Source organism: Plesiomonas sp. ISS29 (assembly GCF_056522795.1).
Genome location: NZ_JAWRZQ010000001.1, coordinates 960031 through 977820, shown reverse-complemented (window position 1 = coordinate 977820; position 17790 = coordinate 960031). Strand labels below are relative to the sequence as shown.

23 protein-coding genes are annotated in these 17790 nt (G+C 47.6%); 12 read left to right on the top strand and 11 right to left on the bottom strand.

Features of this window, described 5'->3' with window-relative positions:
* Positions 1-12: 12 nt before the first annotated feature.
* Genes ibaG through mlaF form a run of 6 tightly spaced genes read right to left on the bottom strand, consistent with a single transcriptional unit; the run spans position 13 to position 3413 of the window.
* Positions 13-270, bottom strand: a complete 258-nt coding sequence (ibaG, locus tag AC1HDJ_RS04390; RefSeq protein WP_479533662.1) for a BolA family iron metabolism protein IbaG — start codon at positions 268-270, stop codon at positions 13-15.
* Between the two features lie 45 nt (positions 271-315).
* Positions 316-657 (bottom strand): STAS domain-containing protein, encoded by a 342-nt coding sequence (locus AC1HDJ_RS04385; protein WP_479533660.1) that lies wholly within the window; start codon positions 655-657, stop codon positions 316-318.
* A complete protein-coding gene (gene mlaC, locus AC1HDJ_RS04380; protein WP_479533658.1) occupies positions 657-1283 on the bottom strand; it encodes a phospholipid-binding protein MlaC in 627 nt (208 codons plus the stop codon). The genes AC1HDJ_RS04385 and mlaC overlap by 1 nt, the downstream gene beginning before the upstream one ends.
* 26 nt (positions 1284-1309) lie before the next feature.
* Positions 1310-1822: an outer membrane lipid asymmetry maintenance protein MlaD gene (mlaD, locus tag AC1HDJ_RS04375; RefSeq protein WP_479533656.1), complete on the bottom strand. Its 513-nt coding sequence runs from the start codon at positions 1820-1822 to the stop codon at positions 1310-1312.
* Positions 1823-1827: 5 nt separating this feature from the next.
* Positions 1828-2610 (bottom strand): lipid asymmetry maintenance ABC transporter permease subunit MlaE, encoded by a 783-nt coding sequence (gene mlaE / locus AC1HDJ_RS04370; protein ID WP_479533654.1) that lies wholly within the window; start codon positions 2608-2610, stop codon positions 1828-1830.
* Entirely contained in the window at positions 2610-3413 is an 804-nt protein-coding gene (gene mlaF, locus AC1HDJ_RS04365) for a phospholipid ABC transporter ATP-binding protein MlaF (RefSeq protein ID WP_438630244.1), read from the bottom strand. The genes mlaE and mlaF overlap by 1 nt, the downstream gene beginning before the upstream one ends.
* 304 nt (positions 3414-3717) lie before the next feature.
* Between mlaF and AC1HDJ_RS04360 the strand changes: the two genes are divergently transcribed.
* From AC1HDJ_RS04360 to npr, 11 genes are all read left to right on the top strand, one after another.
* Positions 3718-4674: a calcium/sodium antiporter gene (locus AC1HDJ_RS04360; RefSeq protein WP_479533651.1), complete on the top strand. Its 957-nt coding sequence runs from the start codon at positions 3718-3720 to the stop codon at positions 4672-4674.
* A 72-nt stretch (positions 4675-4746) separates the two neighbouring features.
* Positions 4747-5721 carry an arabinose-5-phosphate isomerase KdsD gene (gene kdsD, locus AC1HDJ_RS04355; RefSeq protein WP_479533649.1) on the top strand — a complete coding sequence of 325 codons (975 nt, stop codon included), beginning with the start codon at positions 4747-4749 and terminating at the stop codon, positions 5719-5721.
* Complete coding sequence (gene kdsC / locus AC1HDJ_RS04350) at positions 5721-6272, top strand: 3-deoxy-manno-octulosonate-8-phosphatase KdsC (RefSeq protein WP_479533647.1); 552 nt, start codon at positions 5721-5723, stop codon at positions 6270-6272. Before kdsD ends, kdsC begins: the two co-directional genes overlap by 1 nt.
* Positions 6269-6826, top strand: a complete 558-nt coding sequence (gene lptC, locus AC1HDJ_RS04345; RefSeq protein ID WP_479533645.1) for an LPS export ABC transporter periplasmic protein LptC — start codon at positions 6269-6271, stop codon at positions 6824-6826. The genes kdsC and lptC overlap by 4 nt, the downstream gene beginning before the upstream one ends.
* A complete protein-coding gene (gene lptA / locus AC1HDJ_RS04340) occupies positions 6807-7331 on the top strand; it encodes a lipopolysaccharide ABC transporter substrate-binding protein LptA (RefSeq protein WP_479533643.1) in 525 nt (174 codons plus the stop codon). Before lptC ends, lptA begins: the two co-directional genes overlap by 20 nt.
* Positions 7332-8057 (top strand): LPS export ABC transporter ATP-binding protein, encoded by a 726-nt coding sequence (gene lptB, locus AC1HDJ_RS04335; RefSeq protein WP_479533641.1) that lies wholly within the window; start codon positions 7332-7334, stop codon positions 8055-8057. It abuts the gene before it with no gap.
* A 131-nt stretch (positions 8058-8188) separates the two neighbouring features.
* On the top strand, positions 8189-9691 hold the full coding sequence (locus AC1HDJ_RS04330; protein ID WP_479533639.1) for an RNA polymerase factor sigma-54: 1503 nt from the start codon (positions 8189-8191) through the stop codon (positions 9689-9691).
* A gap of 25 nt (positions 9692-9716) precedes the next feature.
* Positions 9717-10004, top strand: coding sequence for a ribosome hibernation promoting factor (gene hpf / locus AC1HDJ_RS04325; protein ID WP_479533637.1), 288 nt, complete (start codon positions 9717-9719; stop codon positions 10002-10004).
* Between the two features lie 2 nt (positions 10005-10006).
* Positions 10007-10453: a PTS IIA-like nitrogen regulatory protein PtsN gene (gene ptsN, locus AC1HDJ_RS04320; RefSeq protein ID WP_479533635.1), complete on the top strand. Its 447-nt coding sequence runs from the start codon at positions 10007-10009 to the stop codon at positions 10451-10453.
* A 13-nt stretch (positions 10454-10466) separates the two neighbouring features.
* Entirely contained in the window at positions 10467-11339 is an 873-nt protein-coding gene (gene rapZ, locus AC1HDJ_RS04315; protein WP_438622259.1) for an RNase adapter RapZ, read from the top strand.
* The gene (npr, locus tag AC1HDJ_RS04310) at positions 11320-11589 is read left to right on the top strand and encodes a PTS phosphocarrier protein NPr (protein WP_479533633.1); all 270 of its coding nucleotides are present in this window, start codon (positions 11320-11322) and stop codon (positions 11587-11589) included. Before rapZ ends, npr begins: the two co-directional genes overlap by 20 nt.
* Positions 11590-11895: 306 nt before the next feature.
* On the opposite strand, the gene AC1HDJ_RS04305 is transcribed toward npr, so the two are convergent.
* The 3 genes from AC1HDJ_RS04305 to pmbA all read right to left on the bottom strand — a co-directional run bounded on the left by AC1HDJ_RS04305 (position 11896) and on the right by pmbA (position 14543).
* Entirely contained in the window at positions 11896-12426 is a 531-nt protein-coding gene (locus AC1HDJ_RS04305) for a cytochrome b/b6 domain-containing protein (protein ID WP_479533631.1), read from the bottom strand.
* Position 12427: 1 nt separating this feature from the next.
* A complete protein-coding gene (locus AC1HDJ_RS04300; protein ID WP_479533629.1) occupies positions 12428-12862 on the bottom strand; it encodes a cytochrome b562 in 435 nt (144 codons plus the stop codon).
* Positions 12863-13202: 340 nt separating this feature from the next.
* Entirely contained in the window at positions 13203-14543 is a 1341-nt protein-coding gene (pmbA, locus tag AC1HDJ_RS04295) for a metalloprotease PmbA (protein WP_479533627.1), read from the bottom strand.
* A 122-nt stretch (positions 14544-14665) separates the two neighbouring features.
* Here pmbA and yjgA point away from each other — a divergent pair, with 122 nt between their 5' ends.
* On the top strand, positions 14666-15253 hold the full coding sequence (gene yjgA, locus AC1HDJ_RS04290; protein WP_479533625.1) for a ribosome biogenesis factor YjgA: 588 nt from the start codon (positions 14666-14668) through the stop codon (positions 15251-15253).
* Positions 15254-15468: 215 nt separating this feature from the next.
* On the opposite strand, the gene tldD is transcribed toward yjgA, so the two are convergent.
* The gene (tldD, locus tag AC1HDJ_RS04285) at positions 15469-16914 is read right to left on the bottom strand and encodes a metalloprotease TldD (RefSeq protein WP_479533623.1); all 1446 of its coding nucleotides are present in this window, start codon (positions 16912-16914) and stop codon (positions 15469-15471) included.
* A 32-nt stretch (positions 16915-16946) separates the two neighbouring features.
* A complete protein-coding gene (locus AC1HDJ_RS04280; protein WP_479536994.1) occupies positions 16947-17789 on the bottom strand; it encodes a carbon-nitrogen hydrolase family protein in 843 nt (280 codons plus the stop codon).
* Position 17790 lies beyond the last annotated feature (1 nt).

Genomic DNA, 17790 nt, shown 5'->3' with positions numbered 1-17790 from the left:
GCTCTCGATTAACTAGCTTGGCAGCAGAAACTTTCGCTCACGTTGCCATTCGTCTGGGGTCAATGCTTTTATAGACAGCGCATGAATGCGATTGTCTGCAATATATTCCATCAAAGGTGCATAGACGGTTTGTTGTTTTTTAACGCGGCTCATTGCTGTGAACTGTTCGCTGACAGCAATAACCTGAAAATGGCTTCCATCACCGGTCACGTGAGCATCATCGAGAGATAACGCACTGATCAGGATGTTTTTAATTTCATTGTTATCCATATTTTACTCTCGATTATTTTATGCTCGATTACTTTATAGTTGGCGCTACACAAGGTGGCTATCTGCTTTAGACTCAGACGTATGAATATATGGCGACATAATCTTAGTCAGATTCGATAAATCGATCAGTGTGACTAGGGCACTCGGTATATTAACCAGTGTGCAAGTGCTGCCCTTTTCACTAGCTTCTACCAACAGCGTCATCAAAAATGCCAACCCGGCTGAGTCAATCCGCTTTAATCGGCTTAGATCAATCTCACACGCCTGCTGCGCGGGGATGAGGTTATCACGCTGGGCCCAAAAATCGAGTAGAGAATCACGGTCGAGCTCCCCCGTGAGGAGAACACGACCTGATTGTTCCGGCAGCCATTGTACACGTGCTGTCATTAGCTTTTCTGCTTTAATGTGATAGGAACGGCGGCTGAATCTTTGAGTACCTTGGTCAGTGCATCGATACCTCCGGAGCGCAGTACACCGGCCCACTCGTTTTGTTTGGTAGAGATCATACTAATGCCTTCGGCAATCATGTCATACGCTTGCCATTCGCCGGTTTTGCTGTTTTTACGCCACTTAAAATCAAGGCGGGTTGGTGTTTTACCCGGCTCAAGCACATCAACGCGGATAGAAACAATGTTGCTGTCTCCCAGCGGCTTCTCTTTTTCAATATTCAGATTCTGACCTGAGTACAGAGTTAATGCCTGTGCATAGGCTTGTACCAGATACTGATCAAACGCGGCAAAGTACTCTGTACGCTGGGCTTCAGTCGCTTCTTTGAAATAACGGCCAAGCACCAGTGAACCGGCGTAACGCACATGCACATAGGGCATCAGCTCTTTACGCACAATATCCTTAAGCATATTAGGGTTTTGCTTAATTTGTGGCTGTTTGTTTTTCAAATCAGTAAACAGCTGATCTGCCACTTGGTTCATCAATACATACGGGTTACTGGTGTCAGCGGCGTGCGCCCAAGGGGCGATAACCAACAGAGCCAGCATCATAAAACGCTTCCACATATTCGGTATCTCCTAAACGTTACTCTTTAATGTGCGCCAGCTGAACTTTCTGCCGCATCAGTTGTGTTGTTACTGCCACCGGTGTTGTACAAGAACTGACCAATCAGATCTTCAAGCACCATGGCAGATTTGGTATCTTCTATTTTATCGCCGTCTTTCAAAATGGCGGTATCGGTATCAATGAAACCCGGCGTCAGTGATAAATACTGCTCACCTAACAGCCCTGAGGTACGAATCGACAGTGAGCTGGTTTCAGGGATATCGTTATATTTGGCTAAAATACTCAGTTCCACTTGGGGCAGATAACTGCTGGTGTTGAGTGAAATAGCCGTTACCCGACCGATAACAACACCGCCAATTTTGACCGGTGAGCGTGGTTTGAGGCTACCGATATTGTCAAAGGTGGCGGTTAAGCGGTATGTCGGCTCACTGCCCAAGGCTTTAATGTCAGCAACTTTTAGCCCTAAAAAAACCAGAGCGGCTAAACCCACTAACATGAAAATACCTACCCATATTTCCAATCGTTTATTTTGCTGCATGCAGATCAGTTCCCAAACATCAGTGCGGTAAGCACGAAATCTAATGCTAATACGGCTAACGACGAGTGCACAACAGTGCGGGTCGTAGCCTGACTAATTCCTGCCGACGTAGGGACGGCATCGTATCCGTTAAATAGTGCAATCCACATCACGGTGATGGCAAAGACCACGCTTTTTAAAAAGCCATTCAGCAGGTCATACGACCAGCTGACTGAAGATTGCATCACTGACCAAAAACTACCGTGGTCAATGCCTTTCCAGTCAACACCCACCACAGAACCACCCCATACACCTACGGCAACAAAGATGGTCGAGAGAATCGGCATGCTGATGACACCGGCCCAAAAGCGCGGAGCAATGACACGACGTAACGGGTCTACCGCCATCATCTCAAGGCTGGAGAGCTGTTCGGTGGCTTTCATCAAACCAATCTCTGCGGTGATGGCAGAGCCAGCACGCCCGGCAAACAGCAAGGCGGTGACTACCGGCCCGAGTTCACGAAACAACGATAAGGCGACCATCTGCCCAAGGCTTGTCTCTGCACCAAAATCAACCAGAATGATGTAGCCTTGCAAGGCCAGCACCATTCCAATAAAAAGCCCCGAGACTAAAATAATCAGTAACGATTGCACGCCAATGCTGTAAAGCTGACGCAGTAGCAATGGGAACTGTTTACTAGGTTGTGGCCGCCCAATCAGCGCGCCAGCCAGCATTATTCCTGCCCGCCCGAAGGTAGCACAGGTTTGCAGCCCGCTGCGGCCAAATGAAGCCAGCGTATCGAGTAACATTAGCCAAATAACTCCGTACGGTAATCCTGAGCGGGAAAACTAAATGGCACTGGGCCATCGGCTTTTCCATCGAGAAATTGGCGAACCCGAGGGTCAGTATGCTCACGCAGCGCTTGTGGTGCGCCGTGAGCAATCACATGTTGTTCTGCAACAATATAGGCGTAGTCTGCAATACTGAGCACTTCCGGCACATCATGCGATACCACAATACAGCTCAAGCCTAGCGATTGATTGAGCTGACGAATCAGCGTCACCAAGATCCCCATATTGATCGGATCTTGCCCCGCAAAAGGCTCATCAAACATGATCAGTTCAGGATCAAGGGCAATCGCGCGGGCAAGCGCCGCTCGGCGGGCCATGCCGCCTGATAGCTCAGCGGGCATTAAATCAGCAGCACCACGTAACCCCACTGACTCAAGCTTCATTAATACAACTTGCCGCAATAAAGGCTCTGGTAGCTGACTGTGTTCACGCAGTGCAAATGCCACATTTTCAAAGACATTTAAGTCAGTGAACAGCGCGCCCGACTGAAATAGCATGCTCATTTTCTTGCGCACGTCATACAGCTGACGGCGCGACAATGACGGAATATTATCGCCATCAAACCATATTTCACCGGAGGTAGGCTGTAATTGCCCGCCAATTAAGCGCAATAATGTTGTTTTTCCGATCCCTGACGGCCCCATAATGGCAGTAATTTTGCCACGGGGAACGCTGAGGTTAATATCCTCAAAAATCGGCCGATCGCCACGGGAGAAGCTCATATTGCGGACTTCTACCAAGTGAGTCTGAGTATGAGTCATCACGCTCTCTTTAAATAACCGAGATAATTAGGCCGCGGGCATGATAGGCATTCCACGCTAATATCTCAACACACCCATGAATGAATGTTGCCGTTTTACTTTTTGCTGTTCGGCAGTCAAAATTAGCCGCAATACCACATGCCGATACGGTATTTAGCCATCACTTAATCCTCTTTATGTCTATTACAGATGATCATTACATGCTGTAATTAAACAAGATGACTACATCAAAGTGATGACTACAAATTGTACTGCAACATTGCAGATGTATTAAACCACAAATTATCACAACAGGATTTACTTAATGTGGCTTGCCGTTTCTTTATTAGTGCTGGGTTTAGTTTTATTGGTCTGGAGTGCTGATCGCCTCGTTTACGGTGCTGCTGCATTAGCAAAAAGCTTTCACGTTCCGCCACTGATTATCGGTATGACCATTGTCGGCATGGGCACTTCTGCCCCTGAAATGGTAGTTTCTGCCACCGCGGCATTCAGTGGACACAGCAATACCGCTGTCGGGAATGCAATTGGTTCGAATATCGCCAATATCCTGTTAATCTTAGGTGTAGTAGCGTTAATCTGCCCGCTAAAAGTCAACACAACGATTATTAAACGCGAATTACCCATTATGTTGGGCGTTTCTGCGCTGGCCGGTATTTTGTTGTACAACAATTATTTAGGCAGGATAGAGTCTTTTATCCTATTAGCGGTATTTGCGCTGTTTATGCTCTACATGACGCACCTTGCCCGCCACGCAGCACGTACTGGCAGTACCGAGCATGATGATGATATTCCTGAAGGTATCAGCCGTGGCCGCGCCAGTTTTTGGTTGATGGTTGGTCTGATTGTGCTGCCGCTCTCATCAAAACTGATGGTGGATAACGCCACTGTCATTGCACATGCATTAGGCATGAGCGAGCTGATTATCGGCCTGACAGTGATCGCCATTGGTACGAGTTTACCGGAGCTAGCAACCTCAGTGACCGGCGCGCTCAAGGGCGAAGATGATATGGCACTGGGCAATATCATTGGCTCGAATATCTTTAACATCTTGACAGTATTAGGTATTCCGGCATTAATTTCCCCTTTTGCAACCGACCCCGCAGCATTTAGCCGTGATTTTATGGTTATGATGGGGGCTAGCCTGTTTTTGACGGCACTGTGTCTGCGCCGCTGCCACCGTATTGGCCGTATTGCCGGCGTGCTGTTGTTGGGCAGTTTTATTGCTTATCTGGCAATATTGCTGCAACAGATGCAGGCATAAGACAATCACACACCGTAAGAGTGATGTTGCTGCGCATTTTTTTGCGAAAACTCTTTTTAATTTGCGAGAGCCATGATGCCAAATGCTTTTGACTTCCAGCACTGGGGACGCCACGTTCTGACTATTGAGCGTGACAGTATTGATCAGCTCGATCAGTATATTGACGCCAATTTCGCGCACGCCTGTAAGTTAATTTACGAATGCAGTGGCAAAGTGGTTGTCATGGGAATGGGAAAATCAGGCCACATCGGGCGCAAAATTGCCGCTACCTTTGCCAGCACCGGAACACCGGCATTTTTTGTTCATCCAGGCGAAGCCAGCCACGGCGATTTAGGGATGCTCAGTAAAGATGATGTGGTTCTGGCTATCTCAAACTCTGGTGAAGCACACGAAATTTTAACCCTGATCCCGGTGATCAAACGCCTTGGTAATCCACTGATCTGCATGACCAGTAAGCCTGACAGCACCATGGGTCGGCTATCAGATGCTCACTTGTGTATTCATGTGCCGCAAGAAGCCTGCCCACTTGGCCTTGCCCCAACATCAAGCACAACCGCAACCTTAGTTATGGGTGATGCCCTTGCCATTGCGCTACTCAAAGCACGCGGTTTTACCGCTGATGACTTTGCGCTATCGCACCCCGGTGGTGCGCTCGGGCGTAAGTTGCTGCTGAAAGTGAAAGACATTATGCACACCGGCGATGATCTGCCTTTTATCGCGCCCACTGCCAGTTTACGCGATACCGTGCTGGAAATTTCCCGCAAGAAACTGGGAATGGTAGTAATCTGTGATGACATAATGCATATTCAGGGCATTTTTACCGACGGCGATCTGCGCCGGGTATTCGATTTACACCACGATCTGAATAATATCGCCATCGAGAGCGTGATGACACGCGGTGGTCTGCGCATTGACCCTGAATCATTAGCCGTTGAAGCACTCAATATGATGCAAAAGCGTTGTGTTTCGTGCCTATTGGTAACACAAAATGATGTGCTTGTAGGGGTTATCCACATGCATGATCTGTTAAAAGCCGGAGTAGTATAATGTTAATTGATACCTGTTACGGTGCCGTAGATCGTTCGGTACTGGAGCGCGCCGCGCAAATTAAGCTGCTGATTTGTGATGTTGATGGCGTGCTATCTGATGGGTTAATTTATATGGGAAATCAGGGTGAAGAGCTAAAAGCCTTTCATGTGCGTGATGGTTACGGAATTCGCTGCCTGCTAACCTCTGATATTGAAGTCGGGATCATTACCGGCCGCTCATCACAACTGGTTGCCAACCGTGCGAAAACACTTGGGATCACCCACCTGTATCAGGGGCAACTCGACAAAATTATCGCCTTTCGTGAACTGATTAGCACTCTGAGCCTACGCCCCGAGCAGGTTGCCTATATTGGCGATGACTTGATTGACTGGCCGGTAATGAAAGAGGTTGGTCTATCAGTGTGTGTGGCAGACGCCCACCCACTGTTGTTGCCTCGGGCTGATTACACCACCAATTTTAAAGGTGGGCACGGCGCGGTACGTGAGCTGTGCGATCTGATTTTGCTGGCACAAGGTAAACTTGAAAGCGCACAGGGGCACTCCATATGAATGTCCGCCTGAGTCTGTTTCTCGGCGCGATTGCAATTGTACTTGTCGGGTGGCTTGTTGCCACCTCTGAGCAGGTAGCCCCGACACTGGGTACGGTTAAAGGTGACCCTTCGTTTTGGGGCAACAATATGCTGACCGTAGTGTATGATCCAGAAGGAAAGCTGCACTATAAATTGGTCTCGACCAACGTGAAGTATTACGCAGAAACCGGGGATACTGATTTTACCCAACCCCTGATGACGCTCTATTCACAAACCGGGATTCCCATCTGGATGGTGCGTGCCGACAGCGCCGTATTAACCAAAGATCGGATGCTGTATCTGAAGAATAACGTTGAAGTTAACAGCCTAACGCCAGATTCACAGCTTGAGCGCCTTGAAACCGCACAGGCTACCATCAATCTGAAAACACAAGATATAACCTCAGATACCGAAGTGAAACTATACGGTGCCAACTTCACCTCGACCGGTCTGAAGATGATCGGTAACTTACGCAATCGAACGGCAGCACTTCAAGAGCAGGTAAAATCGTATTATGAAATTAAAAAACCGTAGTTTACTGGCCGCTTTGACTCTGGTGATGTTGAGCCGCCCAGCGTTTGCTGTTAAAGGTGATACCGATCAACCGATTAACATCAACTCTGAGCAGCAGTCTCTCGATCTAGCTACCAATACCGTGGTATTCACCGGCAATGTGGTACTGACGCAAGGCACAATCAAAGTCACTGCCAACAAAGTGGTTGTTATCCGGCCGAAAGATGAAAAAGGCAAAGAGATTATCGAAGCATTCGGCAAACCGGCCACCTTTTATCAAATGCAGGATAACGGCAAACCGGTTGACGGCTACGCCGATAAAATGCGTTACGATTTAGGTACTGATTTTGTGGAACTGATTGATAACGCAGAACTCAAACAGCTAGACAGCAGTGTGAAGGCCGACCGCATTACCTATTTGATGCAAAAACAACAAATGGAAGCGTTCAGTAATAAAGGTCAGCGGGTTGTCACTGTGCTGCAACCGGCTCAGCTCAATAACTCCAACAAGAAAAGTAGCAACTAAATGGCAACGTTGATCGCAGAAAATTTAGCCAAAAGTTATAAAGGCCGCAAAGTGGTGGTCGATGTCAGTCTGACCGTGAAATCCGGTGAAATTGTTGGCTTGCTCGGCCCGAACGGTGCAGGTAAAACCACTACCTTTTACATGGTTGTTGGTTTAGTTGCGCGTGATAACGGCAGTATTCGCATTGACGACGAAGATATCAGCCTGCTGCCGGTGCACGCACGCGCTCGCAAAGGGATCGGCTACTTACCCCAAGAAGCCTCTATTTTTCGGCGGCTGAGTGTCTATAAAAACCTGATGGCTGTGCTCGAAACTCGGCAGGATTTAGACGATAAAGGCCGTACCGATCGCGCAGAAGAGTTGCTTGATGAGTTCCATATTCAGCATATTCGCGACAGCTTAGGTCAGGCCTTATCGGGTGGTGAGCGTCGGCGGGTGGAAATTGCCCGCGCCTTAGCGGCTAACCCTAAATTTATCCTGCTTGATGAACCGTTTGCAGGGGTTGACCCCATTTCGGTTATTGATATCAAAAAAATCATTGAACATCTGCGTGATAGTGGTCTAGGTGTACTGATTACCGACCATAACGTGCGTGAAACCCTTGATGTGTGTGAGCATGCTTACATCGTAAGTCAAGGCCATATGATTGCGCATGGGACACCTACAGAGGTTTTAGACGACGAGCACGTCAAACGCGTATATCTAGGTGATCAATTCCGTTTATAACGTATTATCATCTGCACAACAGAGTCTCTATTTGATTACGTGTTGATTGCATATTGTATTTTGATTTTACATCAATGATGCATACTGCATTTTCCCTTCATGTTGAAGGTGTAACAGATATTTGAGGTTACATGAAGCCAAGTTTACAGCTCAAGCTTAGCCAGCAATTAGCGATGACACCCCAGCTACAACAGGCCATTCGCCTGTTACAGCTGTCAACGCTTGAGCTACAGCAAGAGATCCAACAAGCGCTTGACAGTAACCCTCTGCTTGAACTTGCCGATGATATTGAAGAAATGTCACCCGAGATATCGGAGTCAACGTATACTCAGTCAGAAGCATTCAACGCCGGTGAAGATGGGCAGGCACATCACGAAGAGCATACTGAGCACGATTTTGACTCTCGCGATGCATTCGATCAGCAGCAAATACCACAAGAGTTGCCGGTTGATGCATCATGGGATGATATTTACAGTACAAACAGTGCACCGGCCATCAGCGGCAACCATACTGTAGACAGTGATGCGCCACTTTACCAAGGTGAGACTCATGAAACACTGCATGATTATCTGCTCTGGCAGGCACAGTTATCACGTATGAGTGATATTGACTATGCCATCGCTATTGCATTGATAGATGCCGTAGATGATGCCGGTTATCTTACGCAATCACTCGAAGAGATCCGCGCAAGCCTTGGTGATAGCAGCATTGAGATCGATGAAATACAGGCAGTACTAACACGTGTACAACATTTTGATCCGCTCGGTGTCGCAGCTCGTGATCTGCGTGAATGTTTACTGGTGCAGCTAAAACAGCTACCAAAACAGACTCCGGCACGTAAATCGGCACAGGTAATCATCAGCGATCATATTGATCTGCTGGCAAACCGTGATTTTCGGGGGTTAACCCGCGAAACACGACTAAAAGATGATGATCTGAAAGCGGCGATAGCGTTAATTCAAACGCTCGACCCACGACCGGGGCACAGTGTGTGCCAACGTGAAACAGAGTATGTTATTCCTGATGTATCCGTCAGGAAAATAGCCGGTGTGTGGCATGTTGAACTCAATGGTGATGCGATGCCTCGCTTGTCGATTAATCCGCAGTATGCGGCGATGTCGCGCCAAACAAATAGCAGCGCTGATTCACAATTTATTCGATCCCACTTGCAAGATGCGAAGTGGTTGATTAAAAGCTTAGAGAGCCGAAATGATACACTGCTCAAAGTGGCTTGCTGTATTGTTGAACATCAGCAGGATTTCTTTGAGTATGGTGATGAACACATGAAGCCGATGGTGCTTGCTGATGTGGCATTACGTGTAGAGATGCACGAATCGACCATATCTCGTGTCACCACGCAAAAATTTTTACACAGCCCGCGCGGCATTTTTGAACTGAAGTATTTTTTTTCCAGCCACGTCAGTACCGATGACGGCGGCGAGTGCTCCTCTACGGCTATCCGTGCACTTGTAAAGCGGATGGTTGCAGAAGAAAACCCCGCAAAACCGCTGAGCGACAGTAAAATCGTCTCAATGCTTGCGGATCAGGGGATCATGGTTGCACGGCGGACTATCGCCAAATACCGTGAATCACTTGCGATACCCCCATCTAATCAGCGTAAACGCTTGGTTTGATACAATAGGATGAGGAAAGACGCTTATGCAAATTAATCTGTCAGGTCATAATGTAGAAATCACAGAAGCGTTACGCGACTATGTCGGTACAAAATTCAGTAAGCTTGAACGTTTCTTTGAGCATATTAACAATGTATATGTGGTTTTAACGGTTGAGAAAAATATCCAAATTGCTGAGGCCACACTGCATGTTAATGCCGGCGAGCTACACGCCTCTGCCGAGCATGAGACTTTGTATGCAGCCATTGATCTGCTGATTGATAAGCTTTCCCGTCAGCTCACTAAACATAAAGATAAACTACACAAGCAGTAATTATGCAACTAAGCACTGTGCTTTCACTGGACTGTACGCGAAGTGCAGTCCATTGCTCCAGCAAAAAACGCGCACTGGAAATTATCAGTGAGCTGGCAGCGCAACGCGTCAATATTCCGGCTCAAACACTGTTTGAGGCGATGCTAGCCCGCGAAAAAATGGGTAGCACCGGTATTGGAAACGGTATTGCCATTCCACACGGAAAAACAGAAGTAGGCAGTGCCACTGTTGCGGTTTTTTTGCGTAGCGAGCAGCCTATTCCATTTGATGCAATTGATAATCAACCGGTTGATCTGCTGTTTGCACTGTTAGTCCCCGCAGATCAGTGTAAAGAACACTTAGAGACCTTATCGGCAGTGGCAAAACGACTGTCAGATAAAGCCGTTTGCCGGCGCTTAAGAACAGCTCAAACCGATGAAGAGCTGTATCAGATTTTGATTGCAGAATAAGGGAGTCGCGATCATGGTGTTAATGATCGTCAGTGGACGTTCAGGCTCAGGAAAATCAGTCGCCTTACGGGCGATTGAAGATATGGGGTTTTACTGTGTCGATAATTTACCGGTAGCTCTGTTACCTGAATTGGCAAAAACACTGCTTAATCGACAAACCTCTGCCGCAGTCAGTATTGATGTACGTAACCTGCCCGACTCTCCGGCTGAACTCGATAAAGCGCTGAGCGACCTGCCCGAAGGCTTTATTCCACAACTGCTATTTTTAGATGCTGACCGCAATGCGCTGATTCGACGCTACAGTGATACCCGCCGTTTGCATCCGCTCTCTAGCCAGAGTTTATCCCTTGAAAGTGCGATTGATACCGAAAATGAGCTGCTAGAGCCATTGCGCTCACGTGCCGATTTGGTGATTGATACCACTGAGATGTCTGTGCACGAGTTGGCAGAAATGCTGCGTTCACGGCTGCTTGGCAAGCGTGAACGTGAATTGACTATGGTGTTTGAGTCATTCGGCTTTAAGCACGGTATTCCGATTGATGCTGACTATGTTTTTGATGTGCGCTTTTTGCCTAACCCGCACTGGGATCCAAAGCTGCGCCCGATGACCGGGCTAGATAAACCGGTTGCCGCCTTTTTGGCTCGACATACTGAAGTCCACAACTTTATCTACCAAACACGCAGCTACCTTGAGCAGTGGCTACCAATGCTCGAAACCAATAATCGCAGCTATCTTACGGTTGCTATTGGTTGTACCGGTGGTAAACACCGTTCTGTATATATTGCCGAGCAACTGGCTGATTACTTCCGTACACGGGGTAAAAATGTGCAGTCGCGCCACCGAACATTAGAAAAACGGCCAAAAGATGCTCAAAACAACAGTTGAAATTAAAAACCGGCTGGGTCTGCATGCCCGGCCAGCAATGAAACTTTTTGAGCTGATGCAAAGCTTTGATGCAGAAATCAGGCTGCGCAGTGATGATGGCAAAGAGGCTGAGGGTAGCAGCATCATGGCAATGATCATGCTGGCTTCAGCACAAGGGCAAACCATTGAAGTACAAGCCAACGGCCCTCAGGCAGCAGAAGCATTACATGCAGTAGTTGAGCTGATTAATGCTGGATTTGATGAAGAGTGATGCAAATGCATCACTTTTAAATTTAATTTAATTACTTACTCATCTAACCTTTTTTAATTCAAATACTCTGCGCTACAACAATAGACTGATAGATTATTTCAGCTTTATCTTTCTATTATAGAAAAGTAATTAATACTCAAATTGTCAGAGTGACCACCCTTATCATTTACATTAAATAATAAATATATTAATCGGAATAAATAAAGGAATTAATGTCATCACAAAATAAATTCAGTTGGGATAAAGAGAAAGAGAACACAAGAATAAACATAAGACTATTTTATTCTTGTGTGAGTTTGCAATGACTTATTTATCCAGCATGTTTTTATCCGGCCCAGAAACATCAGGCAACATCGCCGCAACAAGATTGCGCTTACTCAAGAATGACATCACCACGACACCGACAATATGTACGACAACCAATACGGTTAACATATTGGCCAAACCGCTGTGTAATGTGCTGATTGGCCAGTTATCAGCTAATTCGGTATTTTGTGCCCAACCGGTCAACACCATCAGAATTAGGCCAAACCAGAACGCCCAAACCGCAAGTGCGCCCAGCGCATTATGGCCTAATGCCGAAGAGAACTGACGGGTTTTTATTTCACCCCAGTGATGCCGTAATCCATGCCAGCTGGGTAAAAATTGGCGTAACCGTGCTGGCTGAGGAGCAAAACTAACCCCCCATAGCAAGCGTATTATTACTAACGCTAAAATTAACCAGCCAATACGCTCATGTACCAATTCACCCGGTTCATTAATAAAACGGTTGGCAATAAAACCCACTGCAATCAGCCAGTGGGTTGTTCTCACAACACTATCCCAATGCTCACGCATATTAATCTTTTACTTTCAGTTCTTTATGATAGTGATCACGTGCAAATTTCATCTCATCTAACATCGCTTTAGCTTCTTTCATTTTGCCATTATCCACCAAGGCAATAGCCTGATCTGTCTGGCCGAGTAGCTTATCTAACCCTTCAATGTAGGTATGATGAGCATGGCTGTTTTCAGTGATACCTTTTGGTTTAGTCGGCATTTGTTCTTTGGCTTGCAATGCTGCCGTTTTGATTGCCTGCAGATCTTTTTTCAAGGATTCAGGAGTATCGGCTTTTCCGGCTGCACGGTAGTTACGCGCAATGGTCTTCATGGAGGACTCAACATCAGCATGCGCAGGCAGGCTCACGGCTGATAGCGACAACACTGCACCGAGAGTTAACATCAGTAATTTACTGGCTTTACGCATTTTGGTTGTACCTATTGTTGTTCTCATTGTTGTTCTCATTGTTATACTCATTTTGCACGCTCCTATGCACTACATAAAAAAAACAAAAATAAAACATCTCCAGTATAACCATTCACCGATAAGTCACAATTATTTTGTTAGAGAAAAAAACCAGCCATCTCTGACTGGTTTTAAATTCAATAAAAGTAATGTTTTTTCTGGCAGTAAGGCTATATTCACCAAACCTGATATGGCGGTATCAGTGCTAAATTGGTGCAGTTAATACTGTTATATTTACTTATTCTACTTTACTTAACCCCACCACTAACTTATTAGAAACTTGCTTTCTTATTTTATGCTTTACTCAAACCACGTCATTAAGAAATAATTAACTACCGGCAATCTTCATGGTATCAAGTAAAATAGAGCCCGTTTGAATGGTAGACCGCAGCTCATAATCACTGCCAACAGCAATAATATTAGCCAACATATCTTTTAAATTACCGGCAATGGTAATTTCTGATACCGGATAGGCTATCTCACCGTTTTCAACCCAGAAACCGGCCGCACCGCGTGAATAATCTCCGGTAACGCTGTTTACGCCTTGGCCCATCAATTCAGTCACCAGTAAACCAGTGCCCATTTGCTGCAACAGCTGACTAAAACTTTGCCCACTGTGCTGTACTTTCCAGTTATGAATGCCACCCGCATGGCCCGTGGCCTGCATGCCCATTTTACGGGCCGCATAACTGGTCAACAGGTATGTTTGTAAAACACCATCTTGAATGATTTGCAAATCCTGAGTACGTACGCCTTCGCTGTCAAATGGTGTCGAGGCTAGCCCTTTTAGCAGATGTGGCTGCTCGGCAATGTTAAACCAGCTCGGTAAAATCTGACGCCCCAAATGATCGAGCAAAAATGAGGATTTACGGTACAAATTGCCCCCGCTGATCGCAGAGACCATATGGCCTATCAGGCCGGTTGCTACTTCAGCTGAAAACATTACCGGCGCTTTGGTGGTTGCAATTTTGCGTGCGCCCAGACGGCTTAGGGTACGGCGTGCACAATCCTGCCCGACCCACTCGGCACTCATCAGATCCGCTGCATCACGGGCGATAGTGTAGCTGTAATCGCGCTCCATCTCTCCGTTTTGCTCACCAATCATGCTGCACGACAATGAATGGCGGCTCGACGGATAACTGTGCAACAAACCGTGGCTGTTGCCGTACACATTCACACCATAATGGCTGTTGAATGCAGCGCCATCACTGTTGGTAATGCGCGGATCGGCCGCCAATGCGGTTTTTTCTGCTTCAATCGCATAACGGGCGGCCATATCCGGATCAATATGCATCGGGTGAAACAGATCCAAATCGGGGCTCTCAAAAGCCATCAGCGCTTTATCGGCTGGGCCAGAGTAAGGATCCGGGGAGGTATGCTTAGCAATATCAAGTGCCGCAGCAACCGTCTGGCGAATGGCTTGCTCGCTCAGATCTGTAGTTGATGCACTGCCTTTGCACTGATTACGGTATACGGTGATACCCAGTGCGCCATCACTGTTAAATTCAACATTTTCTACTTCACCCAAACGGGTGCTGACACCAAGACCTGTTGTTTTGGTGATCGCAACTTCCGCGGCATCGCTCTCTTTTGCCGCTAATGCTAAGGCGCGGGCAACCGCGCTTTCCAATTCCTGCCGCTGTTTGGTTACCTGAGTCACTGCGTCCATAAATCCAGCCTGTCATGCTAAAAAATTTGTCTGTAAGCATATCAGGAATACTCAGCAATTTCGCAGCCGTCGCACTAACCTGATAGAATCAGGTTATTATCTTTGATGTAGCGAGTACAACCATGAAAAAGCAGCCCGGCAATGAGCAAGATTGGCAAAAAAATGATGATGATGATGACATCATTTGGGTCAGTAAAAGTGAAATCAAGCGTGATGCAGAAGCGCTGAAAGTGTTGGGACAGGAGCTTATCTCTCTGGGTCGTCAGGCACTCACCCGCATTCCGCTTGATGATGAGCTGCGTGCTGAGATTGAACTGGCACAAAAAATCAAGAAAGAAGGGTTGCGCCGTCAGGTTCAATTTATCGGTAAGATGCTCCGTTCACGTGATGTAGAGCCGATCATTACTGCACTTGATAAAATGAAGAACCGCCATAACCAGCAAATTGCCCTGTTCCATAAATTTGAACACATTCGCGACCGCCTGATTGAAAATGGTGATGCAGATCTGCAACTGGTACTGAATGATTTCCCACACGCTGATCGTCAGCATTTGCGTAACCTCGTACGCAGTGCGGTGAAAGAGCGCGCTGAAAATAAGCCACCAAAAGCTTACCGTGAAATTTTCCAGTACTTAAAAGAGCTCGCTGAACAGCGCGACTTGCCAGAAAATGCGGATCTCGATGAGACTGACGCAGAGACTGACTACTAATATCTAGCAACGCACCCAAAGTGCGTGGAAAGTAAGTCATTACCAACCGGTAGAGTGTTGACGGTTGGCGTAAAGCTCGTCAGCAGCAGATGAGATCAACAACCGGATGCGGGTTGCCGTAAAAAAGAGCCAGCAGATCACTCTGCTGGCTCTTTTTGTAGGTGTTATCAGTGCAGATCGCTGTTTTATCTTAATCTGCAATGCCTGATGAGTGCTTAGGCAGTACCACCAACGGTCATCGAGTCAAGTTTCAGGGTTGGCTGACCTACACCAACCGGCATGCTTTGCCCCTCTTTACCACAGACGCCGACACCCTGATCGAGTTTCAAATCATTACCGACCATCGAGACTTGCTGCATCGCTTCAATACCCGATCCAACCAGTGTTGCCCCTTTAACTGGGCGGGTAATCTGCCCATTTTCAATCAGGTAAGCTTCAGAAGCTGAGAAGACAAATTTTCCGGAGGTAATATCAACCTGACCGCCACCAAAATTAGGCGCGTACAAACCGTACTCGACACTGCTGATAATCTGCTCGGGGGTGTGCTCTCCGGCCAGCATGTAAGTGTTGGTCATCCGTGGCATTGGCAGGTGCGCGTATGACTCCCGACGGCCATTTCCGGTTGGTGCAACCCCCATTAAACGGGCGTTGAGCTTATCTTGCATATATCCTTGCAAAATACCGTCTTTAATCAGCACATTGTACTGTCCGGCAACCCCTTCATCATCAATATTGACTGATCCTCTGCGGTGGGCCAGCGTGCCGTCATCCACAATAGTACATAGCGGTGATGCCACCAGCTCACCAATCCTGCCGGAAAATACCGAGGCTTCTTTGCGGTTAAAATCACCTTCCAAGCCGTGCCCGACCGCTTCGTGCAGCAGAACACCCGGCCAGCCAGCGCCAAGTACCACCGGCATCGTACCGGCCGGCGCAGGTGTTGCACGCAAGTTGACCAGCGCCTGACGTACCGCCTCTTTTGCATAGGCCGTTGCGCGCATTTCGCCGTTTTCCTGCTCCATAAAGTGGCTGTAGCCGGTACGCGCACCACCGCCTGCGGAGCCACGCTCGCGCTGGCCATCATGTTCAACCAATACGCTGACCGACAAACGTACCAGAGGGCGAATATCGGCGGCCAATGTGCCGTCGGTGGCGGCAACCAAGACCTCTTCATACACTGCAGTTAAGCTAGCGCTGACTTCACAAACTCGCGGGTCTTCAGCTCGGGCGGCTTTATCCACCAAATGTAGCAGTGCTATTTTATCTTCACGGCTTAAACTGCCGAGCGGGTTGACCGGCAGGTAGATGCCGCTATGGCTTTGCGGTACAAAACGCTGCACCGCGCCGCGACCGGCTTGCTGGGCAATGCCACGCGCGGCGTGCGCACTTTGCTGCAAACTGGCTAGCGTAATCTGGTCGGCATAGGCAAACCCCGTTTTTTCACCGCTAACGGCACGAACGCCAACACCTTTATCAATGTTGTACGACGCATCTTTAATAATGCTGTCTTCCAGCACCCAAGCTTCGTGGTAGCTCGACTGAAAATAGAGATCAGCATAGTCAATGTGACGCTCCGCCAGCAGGCTTAGTGTTGATTCGAGATCTTTAATTTCCAGACCAGTAGGTGATAGTAACTGCTCACTGACGGTATTCAGGCTCATTGAATGTACTCTTTAATTTTTTACGGGATACTTCATTGATCTTTACTATCCCGAAATTGGGTTTGAAAACGGTTATGCTGATAAACCGGCATACGGCGGCGCAATACCGGCAGCAGGGATACATCAACGCACGCTTGCAACGGAGCAACACGCTCAGGCTGCTCAGCAACGATAGCCCCCCACGGGTCAACAACCATACTATGACCCCAAGTGTGTCGTGATGGTGAGTGCCCACCAACTTGGGCTGCAGCCAGTACCCAGCACTGATTTTCAATTGCCCGCGCACGCAGTAATACTTCCCAGTGCGCTTCACCAGTCACTGTAGTAAAGGCTGACGGGATCACTAAAATCTCGGCACCTTGCTCCCTCAGGCGTTGATACAGCCCCGGAAAGCGTAAATCATAGCAGATAGATAACCCCAGTTTACCCACCGGTGAATCAACCACCACGACCTGCTGACCATGCTGATACACGTCAGATTCACTGTAATGCCCCTGTTGATCGGCAACTTCTACATCAAATAGATGGATTTTGTCATACCGTGCCTGAATGTGGCCAAGGTTATCAAACAGCAAGGTGCTGCTGGTCAGATGATGGGTATGCTCGGCCTGATACAGCGGCATTGAGCCAACCAGCAACCATTTATTGTAACGCTGTGCCAGCGTCGCCAATGTTTGCTGTAAACGGCCTTGCCCCTGCTTCTCTGCGTTACCGCGATAGGCAATGGCATCGGCAAACAGCAGCGCATTTTCCGGCAGAACCACCAGTTTTACGGACTCATCAAGTTGTTTTAGCTGCCCCTCAATTTGCAACAGATTCAGCTGAACATCATTACCGCTGCATAATTGTAAAAGGGCGATATTCGGTTTGCGTATT